This is a genomic window from Pseudoalteromonas ostreae, from assembly GCF_018069805.1.
GTDB lineage: Bacteria > Pseudomonadota > Gammaproteobacteria > Enterobacterales > Alteromonadaceae > Pseudoalteromonas > Pseudoalteromonas ostreae.
Genome location: NZ_JAGPYN010000006.1, coordinates 164,603 through 185,849, shown reverse-complemented (window position 1 = coordinate 185,849; position 21,247 = coordinate 164,603). Strand labels below are relative to the sequence as shown.

General features: G+C 38.4%; 17 protein-coding genes and 1 other RNA gene. 16 read left to right on the top strand and 2 right to left on the bottom strand.

Annotated elements, in window-relative coordinates:
- Positions 1-315: 315 nt before the first annotated feature.
- The 10 genes from hrpB to J7338_RS06890 all read left to right on the top strand — a co-directional run bounded on the left by hrpB (position 316) and on the right by J7338_RS06890 (position 11,003).
- Positions 316-2,820 carry an ATP-dependent helicase HrpB gene (hrpB, locus tag J7338_RS06930; protein WP_210796354.1) on the top strand — a complete coding sequence of 835 codons (2,505 nt, stop codon included), beginning with the start codon at positions 316-318 and terminating at the stop codon, positions 2,818-2,820.
- 162 nt (positions 2,821-2,982) lie between these two features.
- Positions 2,983-4,104, top strand: a complete 1,122-nt coding sequence (locus tag J7338_RS06925; RefSeq protein WP_210796353.1) for a hypothetical protein — start codon at positions 2,983-2,985, stop codon at positions 4,102-4,104.
- Between the two features lie 237 nt (positions 4,105-4,341).
- Entirely contained in the window at positions 4,342-6,705 is a 2,364-nt protein-coding gene (locus tag J7338_RS06920; protein ID WP_210796352.1) for a DUF4238 domain-containing protein, read from the top strand.
- 190 nt (positions 6,706-6,895) lie between these two features.
- Positions 6,896-7,747: an HNH endonuclease gene (locus J7338_RS06915; RefSeq protein ID WP_210796351.1), complete on the top strand. Its 852-nt coding sequence runs from the start codon at positions 6,896-6,898 to the stop codon at positions 7,745-7,747.
- Positions 7,748-8,078: 331 nt separating this feature from the next.
- Positions 8,079-8,477, top strand: coding sequence for a DUF4019 domain-containing protein (locus J7338_RS06910; RefSeq protein ID WP_210796350.1), 399 nt, complete (start codon positions 8,079-8,081; stop codon positions 8,475-8,477).
- Positions 8,478-8,510: 33 nt separating this feature from the next.
- Positions 8,511-8,642, top strand: coding sequence for a hypothetical protein (locus J7338_RS20780; protein ID WP_338052493.1), 132 nt, complete (start codon positions 8,511-8,513; stop codon positions 8,640-8,642).
- Positions 8,643-8,874: 232 nt separating this feature from the next.
- Entirely contained in the window at positions 8,875-9,306 is a 432-nt protein-coding gene (locus tag J7338_RS06905) for a nuclear transport factor 2 family protein (protein ID WP_415837821.1), read from the top strand.
- Positions 9,307-9,338: 32 nt separating this feature from the next.
- The gene (locus J7338_RS06900; RefSeq protein WP_210796348.1) at positions 9,339-9,683 is read left to right on the top strand and encodes a 5-carboxymethyl-2-hydroxymuconate Delta-isomerase; all 345 of its coding nucleotides are present in this window, start codon (positions 9,339-9,341) and stop codon (positions 9,681-9,683) included.
- Between the two features lie 25 nt (positions 9,684-9,708).
- Positions 9,709-10,200 (top strand): GNAT family N-acetyltransferase, encoded by a 492-nt coding sequence (locus tag J7338_RS06895; protein WP_210796347.1) that lies wholly within the window; start codon positions 9,709-9,711, stop codon positions 10,198-10,200.
- Positions 10,201-10,322: 122 nt separating this feature from the next.
- Positions 10,323-11,003, top strand: a complete 681-nt coding sequence (locus tag J7338_RS06890) for a LipL32 family surface lipoprotein (protein WP_210796346.1) — start codon at positions 10,323-10,325, stop codon at positions 11,001-11,003.
- Positions 11,004-11,521: 518 nt separating this feature from the next.
- On the opposite strand, the gene ssrS is transcribed toward J7338_RS06890, so the two are convergent.
- A non-coding RNA gene (gene ssrS / locus J7338_RS06885) (6S RNA) lies at positions 11,522-11,705 on the bottom strand.
- A gap of 194 nt (positions 11,706-11,899) precedes the next feature.
- On the opposite strand from ssrS, the gene J7338_RS06880 reads away from it, so the two are divergent.
- The 5 genes from J7338_RS06880 to J7338_RS06860 all read left to right on the top strand — a co-directional run bounded on the left by J7338_RS06880 (position 11,900) and on the right by J7338_RS06860 (position 17,416).
- Entirely contained in the window at positions 11,900-12,463 is a 564-nt protein-coding gene (locus tag J7338_RS06880; protein ID WP_210796345.1) for a UPF0149 family protein, read from the top strand.
- Between the two features lie 31 nt (positions 12,464-12,494).
- The gene (pepP, locus tag J7338_RS06875) at positions 12,495-13,826 is read left to right on the top strand and encodes a Xaa-Pro aminopeptidase (RefSeq protein ID WP_210796344.1); all 1,332 of its coding nucleotides are present in this window, start codon (positions 12,495-12,497) and stop codon (positions 13,824-13,826) included.
- A gap of 9 nt (positions 13,827-13,835) precedes the next feature.
- Positions 13,836-15,020 (top strand): 2-octaprenyl-6-methoxyphenyl hydroxylase, encoded by a 1,185-nt coding sequence (gene ubiH, locus J7338_RS06870; protein ID WP_210796343.1) that lies wholly within the window; start codon positions 13,836-13,838, stop codon positions 15,018-15,020.
- A complete protein-coding gene (locus J7338_RS06865; RefSeq protein WP_210796342.1) occupies positions 15,017-16,183 on the top strand; it encodes an FAD-dependent monooxygenase in 1,167 nt (388 codons plus the stop codon). Before ubiH ends, J7338_RS06865 begins: the two co-directional genes overlap by 4 nt.
- A gap of 105 nt (positions 16,184-16,288) precedes the next feature.
- Entirely contained in the window at positions 16,289-17,416 is a 1,128-nt protein-coding gene (locus J7338_RS06860) for a polysaccharide deacetylase family protein (RefSeq protein ID WP_228732937.1), read from the top strand.
- A 41-nt stretch (positions 17,417-17,457) separates the two neighbouring features.
- Here the strand turns inward: J7338_RS06860 and J7338_RS06855 are convergent, their stop codons facing one another.
- Positions 17,458-18,327 (bottom strand): AraC family transcriptional regulator, encoded by an 870-nt coding sequence (locus J7338_RS06855; protein WP_210796340.1) that lies wholly within the window; start codon positions 18,325-18,327, stop codon positions 17,458-17,460.
- Positions 18,328-18,580: 253 nt separating this feature from the next.
- Here J7338_RS06855 and J7338_RS06850 point away from each other — a divergent pair, with 253 nt between their 5' ends.
- Positions 18,581-21,214 (top strand): TonB-dependent receptor, encoded by a 2,634-nt coding sequence (locus J7338_RS06850; protein WP_215909025.1) that lies wholly within the window; start codon positions 18,581-18,583, stop codon positions 21,212-21,214.
- Positions 21,215-21,247 lie beyond the last annotated feature (33 nt).

Here is a 21,247-nt window from a genome sequence, read left to right as displayed (position 1 = left end):
ATCTATTTCCCTAATAATGAGCATGTAAAGTATAGTTGAATCACAACAGGTTGATATTCATAATGTGTGTGAACGGGAAATTTCTATTCCAACTACTTTTCGTAAATTAATTTTATTTGTTTATAGGTATTTTTTATTTCCCGTAAGCTACAGTTTTTAGTCGAAGACTGTTTTAGGCGAAATGCGATATAATATTTCGTAAGATATTCGATTTTGTTGTTGCGCAATAAAGCAGGGAACTAACTTAGGTGGCATCGATTCCACTCAAATAGAGGTGCTTTATGACTGTCCAATTAATTTAACAGAGAGCTTGTTTTGTTACCTATTGAAGAATACCTTCCTGAAATAATAAAAAATATTAATGAATATAATAACTTAGTTCTGCAGGCGGAGCCTGGAGCCGGTAAATCAACTGTAGTACCACTTAAGCTAATCACATCAAACATGATGCTAGGGAAGAAAGTTATTATGCTAGAGCCACGTAGAGTTGCTGTAAAAGCTATTGCTCACTATCTAGCCAGTCAATTAAATGAAAATGTTGGTGAGACGGTTGGTTATCAAATTCGTAATGAGCGAATAATATCAAAAAACACTTTGCTTGAGATAGTTACTGAAGGCGTTCTTACCCGTAGGATTCAAAACGACCCTGAGTTAAATAATATTGGCTTGATAATATTTGATGAATTTCATGAGCGATCAATTCACGCAGATCTAGCGCTAAACCTAGCTTTAGAAGTACAAGAAGCATATCGGGATGATTTGAAGTTACTTGTTATGTCTGCAACTATAGATACTGAGTTACTTTCAAATTACCTAGGAAACTCTAAAGTCGTAAAGTGCCCGGGTCGAGCCTTCCCCGTTGAAATTGGATATGCTGGTAAGCCCTCTTCTCATCTATCAGAACATATTAAATATTTATTAGGCCGGATAATAAAAGAAAATACATCGGGTGACATCCTTGTGTTTTTATCTGGGCAAGCTGAAATCAAACGCTGTATAAATGCTGTCCAAAATTATTTACCAGCAAGTGTCAAGATCTTGCCTCTTTATGGTAGTTTGTCTCTCTCGGAACAAGAACTTGCACTAAAAAAAGACGGGGCGAGACGAGTTATATTTTCAACTAATCTCGCGGAGACGAGCCTAACAATTGATGGGATTAGTTTCGTTATTGATTCTGGTCTTGAAAAGGTAATGAAGTTTGATGTTAAAAGTGGATTATCAAGACTTGATACTACCCGTATATCAAAAGCTTCAGCGGCACAACGAGCCGGAAGAGCGGGAAGAACTCAAGGGGGGTATTGTTTAAGGCTGTGGAGTGAGCTTGAGCAAAAAGAGCTAGACGAATATCAAATAGAAGAAATTAATGTTGCTGATTTAACAAACCTAGTACTCGAATTAGTAGGTTGGGGGATAACTAACTATGATGACGTAAATTGGTTAACTGCCCCGCCTTTACATCATTTTGAAATAGCTTGTAAGTTGAATTATACGTTAGGCCTTTTAGATAGCTCAAACAAAATTACTTCACTTGGTCAGAAAGTATTGGCGCTAGGGGTTGATGCTAGATTAGGGAGTATGCTGCTTTCTTGTAAAACAGAGAAAGAAAAACTCACTGCATGTTTTTTGGCTGCACTTCTATCGGAAAGAGATATTTTATCTAATGCTGATAGTTCAGACATCACTGACCGGCTCTTAATTGTTTATGACAGTTTTATTGGTAAAGCTATAAGTCGTAATGTTCATAATGCAGGATTAAGGCAGGTGACTAAGTTAGCTCGGTCATTTGCAAATACTTTGAATATAAATTTAGATCTTAAAGGTATTACCTTTTTTGAATTTCAATCATCAGTAGGAACATTATTATTAAAGGCGTATCCAGATAGACTCGCCAAGATTAGAAGTAAAAATAGTACAGATTACTTACTAGCAAACGGGAGAGGTGTTTCATTAAGAGAAGCCGATACTCTAGTTAACACAAATTGGTTAGTGGTATGTGACTGTGATGGAAAAAATTCAGGTGGTAAAATTTATATCAGTGCACCAATAGCTTTTTCTGATGTAATTGATAGCTTGGAGGATAAGCTCAATACAAAGGTGTGCTATAAATTAGATAGTAAGAAAGAAAATATTATAGGTCGGCGAATTTACAGCTATATGAGCTTGATAGTACAAGAAGATAGATTGAATGTTATATCTGATAGTGACTTTAATTCTTGTATTAATGATATTTTGTTAGCTGAAGGGCTTAAATTTCTTCGTTGGTCGAAAAAGAGCGAAAACTGGTTAATTAGGTGTCGTTGGCTGAGTAGCACATTAGATAGTTTTCCTATTATAAGTGAAGAACGGTTACTTAAAAGCGTTGACACATGGTTGTTACCTTATATCGAAAGCGTAAAAAGCATTAAGGCATTAAAGAACATAGAGATATATTCACTTTTAATAACTAATTTAACTTGGGAGCAACAACAGCTTCTAGATGAATGTGCGCCAATTACATATTTAGCACCTAGCGGAAAAGAGGTAGAAATTAGATACGATGAAAACCAAGGACCAACAGTTTCAGTTGTTTTACAAGAAATGTTTGGGCAAATTGAGTCTCCCTTATTAGCTATGGGTAAAGTACCGATAAGGTTTGAGCTATTATCTCCAGCAAAAAGGCCAATTCAAACAACGAGCGACCTTGGACAATTTTGGCTATCTTCATACTTTGATGTGGCAAAAGATATGCGAGGTCGATACCCCAAGCATCGCTGGCCTGAAAAGCCGTTAGAAGAAAAACCTGGGCAGTCAATAAAGAGAAAAAAGAGTAAGCCACCATAGTAAAATAGTTTGTGTTACCTATTTTTTCGGGGGTTAAGTGTTTCGACATTAATAAAAATAATTCAGTATCAGTCTAAAGTGAATGGTGCTAGGTAAAAAAGTAATGGCAGGGATCATGATTACGTTTCTTGCACTATTATTGGTGAAAGAACTGGATAGGTTATGCAATTTATAAATACATTTAATTATCATAAAGATAACCCAGACATAACGATATCAGAACATTATAGAAAGTTACGCTTGGAGCTTGCAGCATCGATTAAAGGGAAGAAGAAAATATATTTAGATACTAAGTTTTGGGTTTTGCTTAGAAATGGTCTAATGAATCCTAGTACCTGTAAAAAAGAGTATCAGTTACTTTTATTGGCCCAAAAATTAGTGAAAAATAAAGTATGTGTTTTTCCAATCAGCGAAGATGTATATCTTGAAGTTACTCGACAATCTGATATAGATACGTTACGTAATACAGTCAAATTGATTGACCAGTTATCCTTAGGTATATCTACGATTAGCTATGAAGAGAGGGTTCAGCTTGAACTCATGCAATTCTACAATTCACATCTTTGTCAAGGAACTTATTCACCACAAGAGAGTATATGGACCAAACTAGCATATACTATGGGATTCAGTTCTATTACTCATAATAGTATTTCTGACTCAGAAAACTTAGCTATTGAAAAAGCTTTTGTAGATCAAATGTGGTCTACTTCACTCTCAGATCAAATAGAAATTTTTCTTCTAGATAGAGAGTTCATTGACTTACCTGCTCCACCTACTGCTGAAAATATTAATTTAGGGCAGTTCTCACATATGCATGAAGCACTTAGTTTTAAGCAAATGTTCATGAATGAAATTGCTGGGTGGCTTGATGTATCTGGAGATATGATATACGAAGTTATGCGTCATATATATAACCAAATGATAGGAGAGCCTGTTCCAGAGAGTCGTTCACTTAATGAAGTATATGAAACAAAGAAAAAAATGAATGTTGTGATATATAATATGTTCCGTTTAGAGAAAATGGGTGTACATTTACCATCGGCTCATATTATTTCAGGTTTATATTCAGCTGTTCGATGGGATAAAAAACAGAAGTTTCAAGACCACGATTTCCATGATTTTCGCCACGCTAGTGTGGCACTTCCGTACTTTGACTATTTTTTTACAGAGAAACGCCTAACCCACCTAGTAACACAGAATCAATTGAAGTTTGATCGAATGTTTAACTGCAATGTATGCTGTCAAGTGACTCAAGCTATTAAAGTGTTAGAGTCTATTGCGTGAAAGTTTAATTAAAAGTATTAAATACGATTCAGAGCTTGCTATTCAGTGAGTTTAATTTTAGCGCTACCTCAGCTTATTTATAGCTAACCACTGGTAGGTTATTCTAATATTTGAGTCAAGAAGGGTTAATGCGGATGCTCTTAGATAGTGTTAATTAGTTCTTATTGTTGTTGTTGTTGTCTAAGAAGTTAACTAGGGTAGTAATAAAACTTAGTATTAATTTAGAAGTGTATAAATATGACAAAAACTAAAGATAATCATTTTGTACCTCAATGGCATCAAAAAGGCTTTATTGATGAACATAATTCTAAGCTCTGCTTTCTAACTCAAAAAGAGATCAACCTTCCAAACGGAGGTACAAAAAAACTAACTTCAATAAAGTGGCATACTCCAGCACAGAAATTTTATAAAGAACATTTGTATTCGACATTCTTCGGGGCTGAGTTTAACGATGAAATTGAAAAGAAACTATTTGGTCCAATCGACGACAACGGTTCCTTGGCAGTCAAAGCATTCTTATCAGATGACCTCAACCAATGGAATCTAAACTTCCAAAACTTTTTCATTTATTTAGATGCGCAAAAGTTAAGAACACCTAAAGGCCTAGACTGGATTAAGAGTAATTATCCTGAATTAAATCAAATGCAGTTGATGCGCGAGATGCAATCATTACGCACCATACACTGTGCATTGTGGGCTGAGGGAGTAAGAGAGCTTGTATCAGCTGAAGATTCAGATGTTAAGTTTATAGTTTCGGATCATCCAATTACTATTTATAACTATGCATGCCCACCTAATAGTGAATTATCAAACTATCCAAATGATCCAGATATTTCATTAAAGGGTTCACAAACTATATTTCCTTTGAGCAAAAACCGATGCTTGATTTTAACAAACCTTGAATATGCGAAAGAGCCTGAGATCGTAAACCCAATTGAGCAACGAACTAATGCGACACGTATAAGAAAGAGTATGGTCAATACTATTGAGTTCATAAATTGCAGGAAACTCAATGCTAATGAAGTTTCTAAGATAAATTATATAATCAAAGTGAATTCAAAAGATTCTGTCGCATCAGGGAAGGAAGAGTGGCTGTACCCTGAAAAAAATGTAATGTGTGATTGGGCAGACCTACGTCATACCTTAATACCCCCTTCTGGTGAGTTACACCGATATGGCGGTGAAATGTTCGTTGGTTTTGACGATGGAACAATCATTTACCAAGATGCTTTTGGTAGAACGACCCCCCAAAGTGATTTCTTAATTAAGGATATAGATGAAGAAAATATAGGCAGAAATGAGGTTTGCGGTTGTGGTAGTGGTCGAAAATATAAAAAATGCTGTTATAAAGTTCCTGTAGACTTACGTACGACTTGGAACGTATTTAGTATCAGAGAAAGAAATTTGGCTTTTTGCCAATGCATTCGCCATGAGCTTGGGTTAAATCAAGGAAAAACTTGGCTTGATGTGAGAAAAGAACTATCTAATGAGCAGATTAAAAGAGTATATGAATTCTACTCTTGTTTATGGCCCCGAGAAACTGATGTCTATGCTTTGCTTCCAAAACCAGATGATAAATTTCGAGGGTTATACACTGGGATATTAGATGTTAGAACTATCGGTATAAATGCTTTGCCAATTGCTTCAATGTTTGATGAGTTCCTGATCGAAACACCAATAATAAACCCAAATAACGTCAACCCAGAATTTAGCTCAATAAAGTTCCCTAACAAATACAAGTACCAAGCCTTAAAAGACTTCTTATTTATGCTACAAGTAGAGCCATTTATTAGAGCTGGACTTATAAATCTTATTCCAGATCCATGCAATTTCGATCTACCATTAAGGCGGGCTATGTTAGAAGTGGCAAACAGCAGAGCTCAGAAAAGAGGAGTTTTAGACGAGCAAGATAAGCCGCTCATGTTTAGGTTGTCAGTAGAGGATGTATTAAACTCTACATCTTTAGTACCTACTAAAGCAAGAATTAGGTTACTGATGAGTCAATTTGGTTTGGATCAAGCTACTGCAACAACGACGATCAATGAGTTAGAAGCTTTAGCAGAGGCATCCCCTTTAGTTATGTTACAACAATTTGAGACTAAAAGTTGCGGTCAATTCATTCAATTTCACATGAGCCCAAATTATGAAATGTCACTATTTTTAGCTCAAGTGACAGGATCAGTAATTATTACTGATAGTAGCTCAAGATGGCACGAACTAGCTGGAGCTCAGCATCGCGAACAAGGTAACGTGGTGTATCCTTGGCACGAAGTTTTCAAGCGGTTTGAAGCAATCCCTATTGATGACAAATTAGTCGAAACATATAAAAAAGCGAATGGAAATTTTACTACACTAGGAAATTTACTAAAGTCTGCCGATAATTTAGTATTGCAAAACAATGTAGATACGAAACAACATATTCACCTTGCCTCCCAGTTATCAAGTGTTGCGGAGCAATTATCAGAGTCTAATATGCATACTTTTAGGGTTTTGAGCCCTCAACATGGCTTTTATGATACAAATGTTCAAACTTTGCTTATGAAGTCTAGTTGTCTGAATTATGAATGTAAGGTCAGAACTGTTTATGGAATTGGCTTTTAGTTCGTCAGTTTTTTATAAAGTTGAATAAATATACTCATAAATAAAGTGTGGGGGCTGAACTTACCATTGGACAGGCTAAAGCAATTATCAATGCTGTAGCTAACGTATATGAGTCTCAAGCGTAAGCTATCAAAATCAATAATTAAAATAAAAGGAAAGTTAATGTCTCGAAGGAAATTTATGGAGTCTCATGGTGCTACTAAGTCGTAATCCGCGTGGTTGGGCATTTGTTAACCATAAGGATAAGGTTGTTATTTTTGGTGCTTGGGATGTTAACACTGAATCAAATAGAGCGTTAATATTGTCTACTGAATGGGAGTTTAATGAGGGAGATCGAAGGCAAAATGCATATGGTGAAGCTACTGAGTACATTAAACTCGTAGAGAGTCAGGGTTATTCACTAAAAACTTTTCCTATGATATTAGGTGAAGACACAAGCACTGGAGGAGACAAGATAAAGGCATATGTGGAAGTTCTTTCAGATATGTCTTTAGAGATAATTAGTGGCGAATACTATGCCGTGGGTAAACACGATAGAAAATATTCGAACAAAAGTATTCCAAATATTGCTCAAGATGTCAGTGATATATTTGATTCTATAGTTGAAAATACTGAACGTGAAAGTTTGATACTTGCCCGAATTGGCCAAGGTGAGTTTAGACAAAATGTTATTAAGGCTTGGGGTAACGGAGAATACTGCGCGCTAACTCTTACTAATGTTCGCGAAATACTTATCGCATCACACATAGTCCCTTGGTCCAAGTGCAGTAGCAATGAGCAAAGGCTTGATGGTGCAAACGGTATTTTGTTATGTGCGCATATCGATAAATTATTTGACGCGCACTTACTGACGTTTATTAAACGAGGTCCTAAATTTGTCTCAAAGTTATCATCTAAGATCGATGCTTCACGCTTGAAAACGCTTGGAATAGAAGCTGGTTATGAACTTTGTACAGAGCAGTTAGGTAGTATGCATTTTGAACAATTTGAAAAGTATTTGGCCGAGAATAATAAAATTTTTGAATGGAAGTACAGCGAATGAGGCATTGTTAAAAGTGTCAATGGAGAAATATAAATAGTATAAAAGTGTCAAACTTATATATAAAGTATAAGTGTCAATTAGAATTCGTTGTTTTTTAATTATGATGTTGACTTTTTTGGTAAATAATAGTGTCAATATTAAATACAATACAGGGTTACGAACGACTTTTGGCCGGATGATCCCGCTAACAGTATTGCCACCAATAAAGTAAAAAGTAGGATGTGAGTAGAGTTAGCGAGGATGAAGTTAGTAAGGGCAAAGTTCATAAATTATACTTTTATAATTAACTGCTCTTTAGTAGGCTGAAACTGCAATTTTTTAACAAGGAGTAATGATGAAAAAGCGCTGTATTTTATTTTTCTTTATGGCTTTTGCCACATTTAATCTACAAGCCAATGAAGAACAAACAGCCGCTACACAGTGGCTAGCTGTAGTAGATAACGGCAATTACGCCTTGAGTTGGCAGCAAAGTGATGCATTTTTTAAAGAAAATGTAAGTCAAGATCTTTGGGTATCAAAACTAGGTGAAGTTCGCACACCGCTGGGTGATGTTGAATCCCGTGAACAAGTCAATCGTAAAACGTTTGATTCTCTGCCTCAGTTACCAAAAGGTGAATATGTTTTACTGCAATTTAATACTGATTTTGCAAACAGACCAGAATCGACTGAAACGGTTACTTTAAAAAAATCGGACCAGCAATGGTTAGTGATTGGCTACTTTATTCAATAGCCAACCTGTGGCTAATTCAGCCAGAGAGTCAATATGTCTAATCATATAACGCTTACAGAATATGTAAAAAAGCGTACTGGCGTGCCTTTAGGTGCTAATGGCTCAATGAACAATATGCTTAAACGCTCTTTTGGGGCGCCATCATTTTATTTGTTTTGGCGCTAAGCCTCAAGCTAAAGTTATCGTTTTCTCATTTTCCAATGCCCGTTAGAGCCTTGATTAATTTTCTCTATATTAGCGGCAGTTTTTACCTCAGTGAGCTGCTTTTTTGAACAGAACACTAAAAAATAAAGCTATACATTTCATTCGTTTATTGTTTGTATAATAGGCAACGTATGCGAGTTGAATAAATGGAGGCATGATGAAAAAAATAACAACTATATTTTCAGTGGTTTTAATGTGTGTGTCAATCAGTGTTGCGGCTGCAAATAAGGAACTTGAAACACTCGCCCAACAATACTTTTCAACGATGGTCGCTACTCAAGCGCCGAGTGCAACGCATAAAGAGTTAGAAGCCTTTTTGGCGTTATTAAGTGATGATGTAGGGAGTCAGCATATTCCTTTTCAACCTGATGATACTCGCACACCGGACGGTAAAGAAAACATGCGCAAAGGCATGGCATATTATTTAGGTGCTCACACTGAGTATAAAGCGAAATTGCTCGACACATTTATTTTTAATAACTCAGGGTTTGCAATCCGCTATAGCCATCATCCCAAAGGTATTCACCCGCAAAATCAGCAGCCAATAGAATACACACAAACGATAATGGATGTGCTTGAAGTTGAAGGCGGAAAAATAGTGATGATACGCAAGTACCATCAGTAGCTTTATTTTAAACAACCAGAAAGGAGTTTTTAATGCCACATTTTGTGATTGATTGTGCTAGTTCAATTTTAGAGGTATGCGATGAAGCAACACTTAACAAAGAGATACATAAAGTAGCCAATAGCACAGGCTTATTTATTGAAAGTGATATAAAGGTCAGAGTAAATCCATTTAATAATTATTTAGTAGGGAATGAAAAAAACGAGTTTATTCATGTTTTTACGCACATTATGCAAGGGCGAACTACAGAGCAAAAAGCGGCATTGTCCAAAGCTGTCGTTACCATGCTTAATGATAAGTTCCCAGAAGTTGCAAATATCGCCATGAATATAAATGACTTTGAAAAAGCGACCTATTGTAATAAAAACCAGCTTTAGATTTTAATTAAATATAAAAAATACCATGCTACGTTTAAGAAATTTCAAATCAGAAGATCAAACTTTACTCGTCAACTACTTAAATAACCCCGATGTAAAACGGTTTTTATCCCCCAAAATACCGTCGCCTTACACTATGGGTGATGCCAATTGGTGGGTTGAGACTGGCAGTAAAGCAGGGGGAATTTTTGCAATTGAAAAAGATGGCTTATTTATTGGTTGTGTCAGTGCAATCAAAGGGGAGCTTGAATACTGTAAATCAGCCGAGGTGGGTTATTGGCTCGCAAAGGAATATTGGGGGCAGGGGATCGTTACTGAAGCATTAGCGTTGTTAATAAAACAAGTTCAAACAACAACTGATATTGTTAGGTTGCACGCTATCGTTTTTGACGGTAATACAGGCTCAAGTAAAGTTTTATTAAAGTCTGGCTTTGTGCATGAAGCCTTGCTAGAAAAAGCTATTTATAAAGAGGGGGGCTTCTATAACGCAAATTTATATGGCCAAGTTATTAAGTAACTTAGTTCTAAGGACATAACTTAAGTACCACTCAGTAAATGAAGTTTTACATTTTGTTGACATAGGTACAGATCTGCATATAATTCGCTCTCTTTATCTAAAATAGTGACATGGAGTCAATTATGAAATTAAAGTTTACTGGAAAAATCCTACCATTTATAGCTGTTGCATGCCTCTGTGGTTGTATGTCGACAGGCCCACATTTAAAAAGTTCTATTTCAGAAGGTGTTGCCGGTTTAGAAGCCCGTTTACCTTATGCTGAATACGTAAATTATTTTGGCTATGTTGATAAGAATGTAAAGCCTCAAGGTAAGTATAAAAATAAAGACGCTTATTACTTATATGCTTGGGTACCAGCAGCAATTGATGAAATTGGCATATCAATGATCTCTCCTGCTTTTGGCACTCCAGCAGATGGTGACTTTGTGGACGCAAACTTTGAAAAGAACGGTATTGATGATAAATTTTTCGATACTTATATAGCTTTAGAGCGTATGGATATTATTGATAATACAAAAATTGCGCAAGGTGGACGAGCAATCCAAACTCTAGCGCAGAATGATGATAGCTCTGAGTTACCGAAGAACCCAAGTGGTGCTTCTTACAATTCTCTGCTACGTGAAACCTCAAGCATAAATAACCCACAAGACGCACTTGTACGTGGTGTTTACCGTATTACATTCACTTCATTTAGAAGTAATGTTGAAGGTTCATATGAAGCAACGATCGGTACAAATATACCAGGTGTAAAAATTGCAGCTTCACTAGAAGAGTTAGATGCATTAGTAAATGCTCAAAACTAATAAACATTAATTATAATGTCTATGGGCCTAAGTTTAACTCTGGCCCATTTTAGAAAGTTAGATAACCTCTTTTTCTTCACTACCCTCTGTAAACTCTGTTTAGCCATTTTTTAACTGCAAAATATCATCGTTAACGAACTACTTATGAGTAACTAAAATATGTGGAGTCATATTTTTAATGTCAGGTATATTTTGGGCACGTGCAATCGCACGTCACATTTGTCACATATATTAATTTAAAAACCTTATCCCGTAGCTTTTTAAGCGAAGCGCCTCTTAATCTCTTTGTGAACAATTTGCTTAAATCGGTATTGCAAAAAGAGAAAAAATGAGGGTTAATTTGAGGAAGTAACTAACATATAAAAAGCTAAGTCATTATTTCAAATAAAGGTACATTAGATCACTTATTATAAAGTATTGGTATTAATAGCTTTGGCTAGTTTATTGAATACGTTTGGGTCAAGGTATTTGGAATATTGGAAAGTGAGTGTGTGAATAATCGTTCAAAAGAGTGGGAAGTGTCCCCCAAGTATGCGGCACTCGGTGTCAGTCCTGAAACCATAAGGTCTCAGGGCGGGAATCTGCGGTTTGCCGTAGGCTTCTCGGTACATGCCGAGCTTGCACAATAGCAGACGAACAGAAACCCTAACATAAAATTTATCGGCTCAGGGACTTAACCAAGCTCCAACAACCTAGGGAACACCTTCAGTATATAAGACATAAGCCAATCCTTACACCCCAAATTCAAAATAATTATACTGTTCGGGTGATTTTCCAGCACTGGTAACTGGCTATTTACTTTTTGGATTGCTTTTTGACCTCAATCATACTTTTCATTGGAGTTGCTATTTATCGAGTGGTAGCATTGACTTAATTAGCCAAGCGAAGATCTCAGTATGAACGAATTACCAGATTACCAACAAGCCCAATTACTATTGGAAAAAAACGAAATATTTGTCACTCCTTCAGAAGCACACGGCGTGATCAGTGGATTATTAGCCTGTGGCTTGAGTATTGAAGCCAAAGAATACTTAGGCTTATTAAGCGATGTGTTTAATGATGGCCAAGCATTTAGCCATGATCTGAAAGAATTTTTTGCCATTATTTATAAGCAAGTTGTAGAAAGCTTTAACAATGAAGAGTTTCAATTTGATTTATTTTTACCGAGTGATGACGAAACTTTAGTGGACCAAGCGAATGGTTTAGTATCATGGGTCGCTGGCTTTATGCTTGGTTTTGGCTTAAAGCAAAAAGATTATGGCAAGTTATCAGCTGATGTAAAAGAAGTGATCAGTGATTTTAGTGAAATTACGCGTTTAGATACCATGTTTGATGAAACCGAAGAAGACAGCCAAGCATTGCACGAAGTAATTGAATATGTAAGAGTTTCTGCGCTGTTGTGTTTTGCTGAACTTGGTCAAGAGCAAGCGTCAAAAAGCACTAAAAAAACACTTCACTAAGTTAAAATTAACAGTACAAACAGGGTTTATAATGCCAACAGTTAATATAGAAAAAGCAGAGTTTAAAGCACGCAGAGATCGTTTACTTGCCATGATGGAACCAAACAGTGTGGCTATCATTCCAGCGGCAAGTGAAGTAACCCGTAGCCGTGATACTGAATATGCGTTTCGCCAAGATAGCGACTTCTTCTACTTAACAGGCTTTAATGAACCCGATGCAGTGTTAGTGCTTTGCCCAAGCAGCGATACACCGAGTACGCTGTTTTGTTTGAACAAAGATAAGCTGGCGGAAATTTGGCATGGTCGTCGTATTGGTTTTGAAAAAGCAAAAAAAGATTATTTATTCGACCAAACATGTGCACTGAGTGAACTAACTGAACAATTATTGAATTTGGTGAACGGCCAGCAGATTTTATTTTATGCACAAGGTACTTATCCACAGTTTGACGATAAAGTGTGGGCGTTATTAAATACGCTGCGTGGCGCGCCTAAAAAAGGTTATAAAGCGCCACATACGATTAAAGATATTCGTGGTTTAGTGCACGAAATGCGTTTATTTAAATCACCTGCTGAGGTGAATATTATGCGCCAAGCGTGTGAAATAAGTGCCCAAGGACATATTCGTGCTATGCAGTTTGCAAAGCCGGGCGCTACCGAATATCAGCTAGAAGCCGAGCTTCATCATCATTACGCTATGCATGGTGCGCGTCATCCCGCCTATGGCACCATTGTCGGCGGTGGCGATAACGCCAATATATTGCATTACACTGCTAACAGTGATGTGCTGACCGACGGTGATTTAGTGCTGATTGATTCTGGCGCTGAACTGCAAGGTTACGCGGCAGATATTACCCGTACTTTCCCTATTAATGGGCAATTTAGCCAGCCTCAAGCTGAGCTTTATAACATTGTTCTAGCGGCGCAAGCAGCAGCGTTTACTGAAGTAAAGCCCGGTGGTAGCTTATCAAAGGCTAATAAATTAGCGATGACAGTGCTCACCCAAGGCTTGGTTGATTTAGGTATTTTGCAAGGTGAGTTACAAGAGTTACTTGATAACCAAGCATGTAAAGCATTTTATATGCATGGCCTTGGTCATTGGCTTGGCCTTGATGTGCATGATGTAGGCGACTATAAAAAAGACGAAAAAGAACGCCCATTTGAAGCTGGTATGGTACTCACTATTGAACCTGGCTTGTATGTTAGCCTAGATGCGCAAGCACCTGAGCAATATAAGGGCATTGGTATTCGTATTGAAGATAACCTGTTAGTGACCGAGCAAGGCCACGAAAATCTTACCTTGAGTGTGCCAAAAAGTATCAGCGAGATTGAAGCGTTAATGCAAAAGCAAGCAATTAACCGCTAGGAGCAGGACGTGGCAGAGCAGTTTGATGTTGTTATTATCGGTGGTGGCTTAGCGGGTGCTAGTTGTGCGCTGAGTCTTGTGAAACATGCGCCGCAATTAACGATTGCGGTGGTTGAAGCAAATCAACCAAGCACTGAATACCATCCAAGTTTTGACGACCGAAGTATCGCCTTAGCACAACAATCGGTGCAATTTTTACAGACCATTAATGCCTTTGATATTGATGCCTCATTTGCTGCGGCAATAAAAAAAGTGACCGTGTCGGATCGCGGTCACTTTGGTAAAACGCAGATCGATTGCGCACAGTTTTCGCAGTCAGCTCTAGGTTATGTTGTTGAAGTAAATCCGTTTGGTCGTGCTTTACATCAACAACTTGCAGCTACCCAAGTGGTCATGTATTGCCCTGACAGTGTTGCAGATATTACCTATCAACATGATTTTGCAAGTATTACTTTGCAGTCAGGTGCTCAACTTAATGGCCAATTAGTGGTGATTGCCGACGGTGCGCAATCGGCTACTCGCCAGCTGGCAAAGATCAATTTTACTCCTGAGCCTTATCCACAAGGGGCGATCATTGCCAATATTGAAGTGGCAGGTGGTCATCATAACCATGCTTTTGAGCGCTTTACTGAGCATGGACCAATGGCATTACTCCCGATGAGTAATAATCGTTACTCGTTAGTATGGTGTATGGATAAAGCCGATATTGACGCGCATATGCAGCTTGACGACAGCGCTTTTGTAAGTGCTTTGCAAACTGCATTTGGTTATCGTGGCGGGCAATTTACTAAAGTTGGCATGCGTGCAAACTATCCACTGGTGTATGGCCGTGCTGAGTCATTAAGTGCTCACCGTACGGTACTAATTGGCAATGCAGGGCATGCGATTCATCCTATTGCAGGGCAGGGCTTTAATTTAGGCTTGCGCGATGTGCAACTTCTATGTGAATTAGTAAATAGCGAATTGGCAATTGGCAGTTACCTATTTACCCGTGAATATGCCAAACAACGTAACCAAGATATAACCACTGTAATGACGTTAACAGATTCTTTAGTGCGGTTATTTTCAAACTCATCACGAATACTCGCATTTGGTCGCAGCTGTGGTCTATTCTCCATGGATTTGTGTTCTTCTTTAAAAACACCTTTAGCTAAGCAATTAATGGGTCAGGTTAAACAAGGTAAACGACTATGAAACAGACACAAGTATGTGTTGTGGGGGGCGGCTGTGTTGGCTTGACCCTCGCGCTGGGACTTGTTAAAGCTAATATCAGTGTAGTAGTAATTGATGCGGCAGAAAAACAAGTATTGCCGGGCGATGAATACGGTTTACGCGTAAGTGCACTGAGCCTTGCCAGCCAACATTTGTTTGAATCTTTGCAAGTGTGGCCTGAGATCATTGCTCAAAGAGCACGCTCCTATACCCATATGGATGTGCGCGACCAAGATAACTTTGGCAAAATTGCTTTTAACAGCGATGAACTGGACCTTCCTCATTTAGGTCATATTGTTGAAAACGACATCATTCGTTATGCACTGATCAATGAATTAGAACAACACAGCCAAGCAACGCTTATGTTTGATACACGCTATCAACAAATACACCAAAGTGACAATGACGTCTTTATAACCTTAGACTCTGGTGAGCCAGTTATAGCCAAGTTGTTAGTGGCAGCCGATGGCGCAAATTCAGCGATTCGGAAACAGTTTAATTTGCCCATTACGTTTAAAGATTATGACCATAACGCCATCGTTGCGACGGTAAAAACCACTGAGCCACATAATAATACTGCGCGCCAAGTATTTTTACCTACTGGACCACTGGCGTTTTTACCGCTGCCAGATGCCAATACGCACTCAATTGTATGGTCAACCAGCCCTGAGCATTGCCAAACGTTACTAGCCATGGATGACAGCGATTTTAATAAAGCAGTTATGGCAGCCCTTGATGGCCAATGCGGTTTATGTGAGGTACAAAGTGCGCGTACAGCATTCCCGCTTAAAATGCGCTATGCGCAAAAGTGGGTTGAAGGCAAAGTAGTATTAATGGGCGATGCCGCACATACCATTCATCCGTTAGCAGGACTTGGTATGAACTTAGGCCTTAAAGATGCCGCTTACCTTATTGAGCTGTTAACTGCTGACAATAAAGAGTTTGCCAGTAATCGACTATTACGTGATTACGAGCGTACCCGCAAGCTTGATGCACAAAAGCATATTGCCATGATGCAAGGCTTAAAAGAATTATTTGCAGGCGCTAACCCACTTAAAAAACTGGTACGTGGTGTGGGTTTAAGCTTAGTTGATAACTTAGGCCCAATTAAGCACCTGTTTGCCAAGCAAGCGATAGGAAAGTAACAGAGATTCATTTTGTTTGATTAATACTTATATTGCATTGCTTTGTATCAGTCGATGGCTAAATAGCATGCAATATTAATTAGGTGATAATTAATGGAGAACAAAATGAAAAATAGAACAGCAATAACGCTATTGTGTGCAAGTTTATACTCAACTTACAGCTTTGCAGATGACGACAAGGTTATCTATTTAACGTTTGATGATGGCCCGATTAATGCCACATCTGGGTTGATTGATGCTCTAGATGAGGCACAAATAAAAGCGACATTTTTTATCAATGCTTTTCACATGTATGATGAAGGCGATGAAAATGAACAACACTCACAATCAGCATTAGCTAAGCTTTTAAATAGCGGTCACCTTTTAGCTAACCATAGTTATGACCATATGTTGCATAATTGCACGGATGGAGAGCGCTCTGGTGCTGTTTATTGTAACGAAGTTGGCTTATGGCCAGTTAAGTCCTACCAAGATGTAAGCACCGATTATGATTACTTTGAGCTTAATACTCAAAAGGTCTTAGCGTTATTACCTAATGCAGAAAGCTTCCCAAACTTTAAAATGAGAACAATAGCACGCTTGCCGTATACCAATGCTTGGCGTGTTACTAAAACTTTTAAAGGTGATGGTTTATGCGCAACATCTGATAGTTTACCACCTTGGGATCCAGCTTTTTCTTGTGATCCACAGGTTTCTAACAATAGCTCACAAGTCGCAGTAAAAATATCTGATAAATTAGCAAGCGAAGACTATAAGGTTTATGGTTGGGATTTTGATTGGGGCCCAGTGAACTGGGGAGTTGATTACCCAGCAGAAACAATGGCAGATGGTATTCAAATGGTCGAAATCATTAATCAAAGCGTCAATACTTGCCCTGGCAAAACAATGGATCCTGTCAATAGCCGCACGCAAAACTTAGATTGCAGCGATGGATTAGCAGCGAATAAAGTAGTGATACTCACCCATGACTTTTTGTTTGAAGATGGTCCGCGCGGGCAAGGTGCGACGATTAACTTGCCCAAAATTAAAAGCTTTGTTGAGCATGCAAGAGCAGAAGGTTATCGATTTGATACACTTGATAATTATGCGCCTCAATGGCAACAAAACAGGCAATACGAAGCGACTAATTTTGTAAGTTATCAAGATAAAATTTATTCTGTGTTACAAGCACATTATTCCCAAAGTAATTGGCAGCCTTCCAACACGCCTGCATTGTGGTTACTTGAAAAGTAACGGTATTTATAAAAGGTAGGGTGCCCTACCTTTTTACTCTTTCAGACTAATGATTTTTGTTTTAAGCGCTTTCTAAATTGGCTTGGTGTTGTCCCTTTTAGTGTTAAAAAGCGGCGATTAAAGTTAGAGGTATTTTTAAACCCACATTGATCGCTGATAGCCGTAATAGCGCGGTTAGTATTGATCAATAGCTTACAAGCTTGACCAATTCTTAACTGGTTAATAAATTCTGTTAAAGTGCGTTCCATACGCTTTTTAAAAAAGCGGTGAAAGTGGTTGGTGCTCATATGCGCCATGTTAGCTAATTGCTCAGCGCTTAAGCCCTCAGTGTAATGGTGATAAATATAATCAATCACTTTATCAAATTTATCTTTTGCTGGATCTGTTTGATTCGCGTAGCAAAAAACTGCGCTAGAGAGCTGCTGAGGGACTGCTTCTTGGCTCATTAAATACAATAATTTAAATAAACCTAAATATTGCTCAAAAGGGTTACTGACCTCGATTTTTTCAAAATATGATTTCGCTATCATTGCTGTTTTAGTCGAGAATTTAAGGCCTTGTCGCGCAGCGATTAATAACTCTTCAAGTATGGCAAATTCAGGGTGACTAGTAATTTGCTGACTAAGCCATTTTTTTGGAATTTGTGCAACGTGAACAACTTGTACACTGTTATCTATATTCGGTGACGATTGCCAAGTATGGGGCAAATCAGCACCAAGGATCACTAGATCAAGTTCGCCATAAGGCGCAATATAATCGCCAATATGGCATACCCCTTGACTGTTTAAAGTAAGGCAAATCTCAAAGTCTGGATGGTAATGCCAATTAAATGGAATGTAATCAAGCGTATATTTACAATAGCGCCACGATGAATTGGTATTAGGAATGACTTTTTCACACATTGCCCGCATTACGACCTCCTTATTTATTATTTTAGTTCCTATAATGAGCAATATTTAGCAGTCTAAGTAATGATTTTCAATTCACCTTTGGTATTAATCTATTAAAATTCATTGTTTTTTAACAATTGGTGGGCTTTTGGTTATTAAAGTTAACATTGCTTTAATAGGAAAGTACCGGATAAGGCATTATTTGTACTGCTTAACACCAATACGGCGCGATACCCTAGTAACGCTTTTAATAACAATAAATAGGGGACTAGGAATGAAAAAAATCAACAAAGCATCGCTTAAATTATCGACATTGGCGATATGCATCTCAGCACTACATGTCAGTCCACTGGCATTTTCTGCAACTCAAACTCAAGCAGAAAGTGATATAGAAACCATTGAAGTGCGTGGCATTCGTCGCTCTTTAGAAGCATCAATGAACACTAAGCGTTTTGCAGATGGAGTGGTCGATGCCATTACCGCAGAAGATATTGGTAAATTTCCGGATAAAAACATTGGTGATGCACTACAACGTATTTCAGGAGTGACGGTTGACCGCCAATCTGGTGAAGTAAGTGGCGTAACTATTCGTGGTACTGCACCAGAGCAATCAAGAATATTACTCAATGGTCAAACAGTAGCAAGCACCTCATGGTACGACTTAGGCCCAGCGACACGTACTTTTAATATGGAATTGTTATCAGCAGAGCAAGTGTCGGGTGTGCAAGTGTATAAAACACCGGAAGCAGATATCGAAGAAGGAGCACTGGGAGGGACCGTTAACTTAACGACTCGTAAGCCTCTGGAGTTAGATGCAAATACGCTACTGCTCTCAGCGGAGTTGGCACAAAGTTCATTGTATGATGAGACTGATCCAGGTGCATCAATTCTAGCTAGTTGGAAAAATGAAGATGAAAAATTTGGTATTTTAGCTGCGTACTCTTATGAACAACTAACGTCAGGGCGCCATGTACTTGAGTCAATTGGCGGTTACTATGAGTATTTTGCAGAAAACCAAGCAACAGGACAAGAATCGACTGTGGGCGCGTGGAGCATCGGCTCGCAAGCATTTAAGTCAGAGCGTGAACGTACCAGTGCGCAACTAACCGCACAGTTTGCTCCTACTGATAACACTGAGTTTGTGCTTGATTATTTTCGTTTTGAATTTGATAACCCGCATGTAAACCATAACTTTTTAACAGTTGGCGCTCACGGTGCAGGCTCAAAAAATGTGGCTAATAATGCGCTTGGTGGTACAGAGCAGGCTACAATTACCCCTGCTTATGCCTCTATTATTTATAATCCAGTGGTACGTAACGCAGTAAATATGAAAGCTGATGTGCTAAACCTAACAGGTAAGTTTCAAGGTGATGGTTTTGAACTCAGTGGTGTAATTGGTAAATCAACATCAGATGGCGGCACGCAATTTGGCGCATCTTCATGGTGGATCCCAGCCTCAGATGAAGGAGGTAAAATAGGTGATCCTGCATTTCCTAATGGACAAAGCAGCACCGATGGTGGCTTTACTTACGATGCCACGGGTCCTTATCAAGTTTGGCTAACTTCGCTAGATGCTACAGATGCAACGCAATTTAAACATGCGCATGAAGCAAATTTTGATACCACAGTGCAAGAGCATGATGTGAGTTATGCTCAAGCTGATGTTAAATTTGAGTTAGATGGTAATTTCTTTACTGCAATCAAGACTGGCATTAAATTTAATAGTAGCGAATTTTCGCGCATTGCATTTAACCGTAATCCAGACGAAGTACTTGGTTTTGTTCCCGATGGTAATTTATCAAATTGGAGTGATGGCGTATTAACTGGGCTACACTCACAAAGCTCTGGTCATACCCTTGATGCCTATGCCTCACTTGATACAGATACATGGTGGGATTTCATCAGCGGTAAATATGCAGCTGGCGAACTGACCGAAGTCGCTAACTTAGGTAAAACTTTTTCAGTGGATGAAGATATGATCGCCATTTACGCGAAGGCTGATTTTAGTGGTGAAAACTACCGAGGTAATATTGGTTTACGTTACGTTGAGACTGAGCAAACATCGAGCGGCTACGCCGACGGCGCGGTTTTCAAAGAGACGGTCGATTATAATAACTTACTCCCTAGCGTAAACTTTGCTTATGATTTATCGGATGACATTATTATTCGCGCGGCAGCATCACAAGTTATGTCTCGCGCAAATTACAGTGATTTAAAACCCGGCTTAGCAATTAATGCCAGTTTTGGTAGCGCCACAGGGGGAAATCCTGATCTAAAACCCTATGAAGCTAACCAGGGCGATATTGCTATAGAGTATTACTTTACAAGCGCTTCTATGGCATCAGCAGGATTTTTTAGCAAACAAATTGATAACGTTGTCTTTTCGACTGAAGCGATTGAGTTTGTAGATGGCTGTGGCGCCAGCCCAGATCTATATGAAAAATGCCGTGTTACTCGTCCTCGTAGTAACGGTGAAGGCTCTGTAAATGGTATTGAACTGCAACTACAGCATAGCTTTGCTAACGGTTTTGGGGTGGTGACTAACTATACGTACGTAGACAGTGAAACAACCACGCCAGATGGTTCAAAAGAAATGGTACCAGGTGTTTCTGAAAACAGTTTTAATGCATCAATGTTCTTTGAGAACGATATTATCAGCACGCGTTTAGCATATAACTGGCGCAGTGAATGGATTGGTGTTGGTGCAGCCCAAGCAGTTAAAAACGATGACTATCAACAAATTGATGCGTCAATCATCTGGCATGCCATGGATAACTTAGATGTTAGCCTTGAAGGCGTTAACTTAACCAACGAAGTGGTACAATCATACGATACTAACTTTGCTTTAACGCAAAATACTATCGAGTTTGGTTCACGTTATTACCTTGGTGTAAGTTATAAATTCTAATGGAGATAGGCCGCCACTTGGCGGCCTTTTTAG

What these genes read in the sequence shown, in the direction of transcription:
- J7338_RS06905 (WP_415837821.1), top strand. Translation starts at nt 8,875, where the DNA reads ATGTGTGTGTCAATCAGTGTTGCGGCTGCAAATAAGGAACTTGAAACA.
- J7338_RS06895 (WP_210796347.1), top strand. Translation starts at nt 9,709, where the DNA reads ATGCTACGTTTAAGAAATTTCAAATCAGAAGATCAAACTTTACTCGTC.
- pepP (WP_210796344.1), top strand. Translation starts at nt 12,495, where the DNA reads ATGCCAACAGTTAATATAGAAAAAGCAGAGTTTAAAGCACGCAGAGAT.
- J7338_RS06890 (WP_210796346.1), top strand. Translation starts at nt 10,323, where the DNA reads ATGAAATTAAAGTTTACTGGAAAAATCCTACCATTTATAGCTGTTGCA.
- J7338_RS06850 (WP_215909025.1), top strand. Translation starts at nt 18,581, where the DNA reads ATGAAAAAAATCAACAAAGCATCGCTTAAATTATCGACATTGGCGATA.
- J7338_RS06880 (WP_210796345.1), top strand. Translation starts at nt 11,900, where the DNA reads ATGAACGAATTACCAGATTACCAACAAGCCCAATTACTATTGGAAAAA.
- J7338_RS06900 (WP_210796348.1), top strand. Translation starts at nt 9,339, where the DNA reads ATGCCACATTTTGTGATTGATTGTGCTAGTTCAATTTTAGAGGTATGC.
- J7338_RS06855 (WP_210796340.1), bottom strand. Translation starts at nt 18,327, where the DNA reads ATGCGGGCAATGTGTGAAAAAGTCATTCCTAATACCAATTCATCGTGG.
- J7338_RS06860 (WP_228732937.1), top strand. Translation starts at nt 16,289, where the DNA reads ATGAAAAATAGAACAGCAATAACGCTATTGTGTGCAAGTTTATACTCA.
- J7338_RS06925 (WP_210796353.1), top strand. Translation starts at nt 2,983, where the DNA reads ATGCAATTTATAAATACATTTAATTATCATAAAGATAACCCAGACATA.
- J7338_RS06920 (WP_210796352.1), top strand. Translation starts at nt 4,342, where the DNA reads ATGACAAAAACTAAAGATAATCATTTTGTACCTCAATGGCATCAAAAA.
- J7338_RS06910 (WP_210796350.1), top strand. Translation starts at nt 8,079, where the DNA reads ATGATGAAAAAGCGCTGTATTTTATTTTTCTTTATGGCTTTTGCCACA.
- J7338_RS20780 (WP_338052493.1), top strand. Translation starts at nt 8,511, where the DNA reads ATGTCTAATCATATAACGCTTACAGAATATGTAAAAAAGCGTACTGGC.
- J7338_RS06915 (WP_210796351.1), top strand. Translation starts at nt 6,896, where the DNA reads ATGGTGCTACTAAGTCGTAATCCGCGTGGTTGGGCATTTGTTAACCAT.
- J7338_RS06865 (WP_210796342.1), top strand. Translation starts at nt 15,017, where the DNA reads ATGAAACAGACACAAGTATGTGTTGTGGGGGGCGGCTGTGTTGGCTTG.